The sequence below is a fragment of the Tissierella praeacuta genome (assembly GCF_040396155.1).
GTDB classification, from domain to species: Bacteria; Bacillota; Clostridia; order Tissierellales; family Tissierellaceae; genus Tissierella; species Tissierella praeacuta_A.
This window is the reverse complement of sequence record NZ_JBEBOY010000092.1, coordinates 1-3523: the sequence shown is the minus strand read 5'-3', so window position 1 is coordinate 3523 and position 3523 is coordinate 1. Positions and strand designations below refer to the sequence as shown.

6 protein-coding genes are annotated in these 3523 nt (G+C 28.1%); 3 read left to right on the top strand and 3 right to left on the bottom strand.

Going from position 1 to position 3523, the window contains the following annotated elements; genetic code table 11:
• The coding region (locus ABWP20_RS18405; protein ID WP_353097832.1) for a manganese catalase family protein at positions 1–395 on the top strand (395 nt) is incomplete at its 5' end.
• Between the two features lie 651 nt (positions 396–1046).
• Positions 1047–1169: a hypothetical protein gene (locus ABWP20_RS18400; protein WP_353097830.1), complete on the top strand. Its 123-nt coding sequence runs from the start codon at positions 1047–1049 to the stop codon at positions 1167–1169.
• Positions 1170–1252: 83 nt separating this feature from the next.
• Here ABWP20_RS18400 and ABWP20_RS18395 read toward each other — a convergent pair whose 3' ends face one another.
• A complete protein-coding gene (locus ABWP20_RS18395; RefSeq protein WP_353097829.1) occupies positions 1253–1591 on the bottom strand; it encodes a hypothetical protein in 339 nt (112 codons plus the stop codon).
• 126 nt (positions 1592–1717) lie between these two features.
• Between ABWP20_RS18395 and ABWP20_RS18390 the strand changes: the two genes are divergently transcribed.
• A complete protein-coding gene (locus ABWP20_RS18390) occupies positions 1718–1885 on the top strand; it encodes a phage holin family protein (protein WP_353097827.1) in 168 nt (55 codons plus the stop codon).
• 46 nt (positions 1886–1931) lie between these two features.
• On the opposite strand, the gene ABWP20_RS18385 is transcribed toward ABWP20_RS18390, so the two are convergent.
• Both ABWP20_RS18385 and ABWP20_RS18380 read right to left on the bottom strand, forming a co-directional pair.
• Positions 1932–2870, bottom strand: a complete 939-nt coding sequence (locus ABWP20_RS18385; protein ID WP_503012558.1) for a transposase — start codon at positions 2868–2870, stop codon at positions 1932–1934.
• 369 nt (positions 2871–3239) lie between these two features.
• Entirely contained in the window at positions 3240–3350 is a 111-nt protein-coding gene (locus tag ABWP20_RS18380; RefSeq protein ID WP_353097834.1) for a hypothetical protein, read from the bottom strand.
• Between the last annotated feature and the right edge of the window lie 173 nt (positions 3351–3523).

Below are 3523 nucleotides of genomic sequence, written 5' to 3'. Positions count from 1 at the left end.
ATATAGGCACAGAAGAATTAGCACACTGGGAAATAATTGGAACCTTAGTATGGAGATTAGTAAAAGATGCATCAGTTAGTCAGATAAAAGGAACACCTTTTGAGGCGCATTATGTAAATCATGGTAAGAGTCCATTTCCTCATAATGCAGGAGGTCAGGCTTGGACAGCAGGATATATTCAGTCAAAAGCTGATCCGGTGGCGGATCTACATGAAGATATGGCAGCAGAAGAAAAAGCAAGATCAACTTATGAATATTTAATTAGGGTAAGTGATGATCCAGGAGTAATAGATACATTGAGATTTTTAAGAGAAAGAGAAATAGTTCATTTTCAAAGATTTGGAGAAACCTTAAGAATAGTACAGGAATACATTGATTGTAAGAAATATTATTAAGTAAATAATAGGAGAGTAAAGTTAAAGGGTTACTTTGAAAGAATCAGTTCATAGAGAAAACAGGTCAAAGAGCATTTGTTCTAAGATCTGTTTTTTAATATAATTAGTTAGTGATGAAAAATTATACTAGGGTTAATTTATAAAGCAAAATCAAGAATGAACTATTTTTTAGTTTTAATTTAGGTAAAAAGTCAGTCGTAAAATCAAAGAGTAGATTAAAATCTCTTTTTATGGATTAGTTTTAATGAATGAAGTTGAAATAGATATAGAATAAAAATTTACTCTAATGATGATATATGTGTGTTTGTTTATTCATTTGGTGTAGAGGAATATAAATAATATATTAAAATGAGAGTATCAAGCTGCAGATGGGTAACAAATACTTTTACTATCGCTAAGAGGATTAGTATAAGCTATCTATAAATCAACACAGTATTAAAATTGAAGCTATAGATGAGCGGGGAGTAATGGCAGCACACTATACCTTCATAAACAATACTAAAGCAGCCAATAGGTGTGGAATTAACGAGAAAGGAGTATCTAAAGGGAGGTAGTTATAAATGGATTTAGAGGTGCTTTTGAGTAATTGAGATAATCAATAAGAATCCTTTTAGTGAAATAAAAGAAGAAAAGGAAATCTAGAAAAATGAAATGCAAGCAGATATATTTGAAGTGATGGATTATTTGTATGAAGAAGCAGAAGAATTGAGAACTGAGAATATAGAATTAAAAAATAGAGAGTATTTCAGAAATGTGCCAAATTCTAGTAGTTGAATATTTATTAACACAAGTTGAAGGAAAATAGCGGTATAAGAGGGCAATAGAAGATGCTCTTTTTTATTGCCCTTTTATCAATATTACTTAAATAAGACAGTTAAGTAGACATCATTATCTTCATTAAAAAGAAATATCATTGTTTCTTTATTACCTTTTGTTGCTTCTATGAGAAGTGGCTTATTGATAAAGGTTACATCCCAAGAGTCATTTTCAAGTATTTTTATATATTCTTCTGTGACTTCTTCTCGAGTTGTATTTTTTATGGTATAAACTGCAGTGGTATAATCATTTTCTTCATTAGGTTGATGAGAAATTTCAACGAATTCCATATTAGGAAGAGTAGGTAATGGAACTTGATTGCCTTTACAAGCCACTAAAGTAAAAATACAGATAAATATTATACAAATAAATTTTTTCATATTAACACCTCCGATGTTAGTATTGGCAAAAAAATAGTATTGTATGATTAAAAAGTAGATTAATGTAAAAAAATTAATGTTTTCAGAGGTGTTAAAGTAGAAAATAATTTTACAATATGGATAAAAATGATTTTATTATTGATAGGTGGTGTAATAACTATAATATTAGGAGACTGGAACATACTTTTAAAAACATCAGTAGGTTTAGCAATTGTAGACTATATGTTAGCTGTAACAGCAGCAAGAATAAATAATGAAGTAAATTTGAAAGTTGGATTTATATATTATTATTAGCTTGTCGAATAATTACTATATAATAACTGATGAGTTTAGCTATTACCTATTTATTCCAAGGAAATTTTAAATTATTAACCCCTTTTTCTTGGTCGATCAGTTTCTCAATTAAATATAATAATAGAGTCCACATAACGTGAGATTTATATTTACTATTTCCGTATAATCGTGGATTCTCTAAGTTATAGCGTTGTTTTAATGCTGAAAATAATCTTTCAATTGTAATTCGATTTTTATATAGTTTCTCCCCAATAGGGGATTGTAGATACAGTATATTCTTTTTTCTGTATTCATTTTTTATAGAATCTATAGACCTAGCTTTACGAAGGTTTATATTAGTTAGTAGGTTAATCGAAAGTTCATCACATAGTTTAAATAATTTAACACTGTCATAAGCAGCATCACCTAGGAGTACAAATATATCATAATCTTTTAATTCATTAATTAACTCTTTACAGTTACTATTATAAACATTTGCAGTTGTAAAATTAAAGGCTATGGGAATCGAGTCTAGAGAACTGACTAAATGAAGTTTATATCCTTGATACCAACCTAATCTGGTAGATTTCCCTTTTTTAGCTTCAGAGTCAAACTTAGAACTTCTTAAAGCAGTCGAATCTACAGAGCAAACTCTTACATCAGGATTTAGCAATAATACAAATAATCTATATATTTGATAAAATAAACTTTTTTCAATCTGCTTGATTCTAATAGAGAAGGTTGAATGATCTGGAATATCTATTAAACCAATAATCTTAATAGCTAAAGCATCATTAGATAATTCCCATTCTAGCTCTCTTAAGCAACAGATTTTGTTCATAACTTTATACATTAAACATTGCATTATCTGTAAATCTGAATATTTCTTAGGTCTACCAACCTTTTTATAATTAGTTTTAGATGCAAATTTATCAAATATATTTTGTAATTTTTTACAGACTTGATAAAAGGGGGTATTATTTATCATGTTAAGTGATATAATAATTTTAGTCGCCCTTTCTATGGATTGTTTGGTTAGCACTTAACATGATACTAGAAAGTAGCGACTTTTTTAATTGGTAATTTTAGTTATTCAACAACCTAATTATTATTAGAAAACAGAATTAATGTAAATGGATTCAAATATAAAGGTAAAAATTACTTAATGATAAATGGAGTTTACATTTCTATTAGAGGTATATTTGAAAGTTTGGAGTTGAACAGAATAATAATGGTATTAGTAAATAAATTAGATTGAGAGGATTGTATTTCGTTTAATGCATGATTTTTTATTTCTACTTTAAATAATAAAGAGACCTGTTAAAAGGGTCTCTTTATAAATAAACTTTTACATTTATCTAATCTATTATTTTGCTTATGAACATAATATTCCAGCTCCAAGAGGGAAATCGCCAACAGGTATAGTAGCTACTACTGTGCCCGTTGTTCCATTGATTACAGACACAGTATTATCATCTTTATTAATAACATCCTTTAACCTGTTGTGTTAGTAAATTTGATACTAGATAAATTTACCAGTTACTTTTTTGAAAAAAGATACCTTCTAAGAAAACAGGTTGGAAATATTATCCAAATATGAGTTCTTTAATGTGTCCTAGATTTACGTTATTTCCTAACATTTGATTGATGCTGTAACAA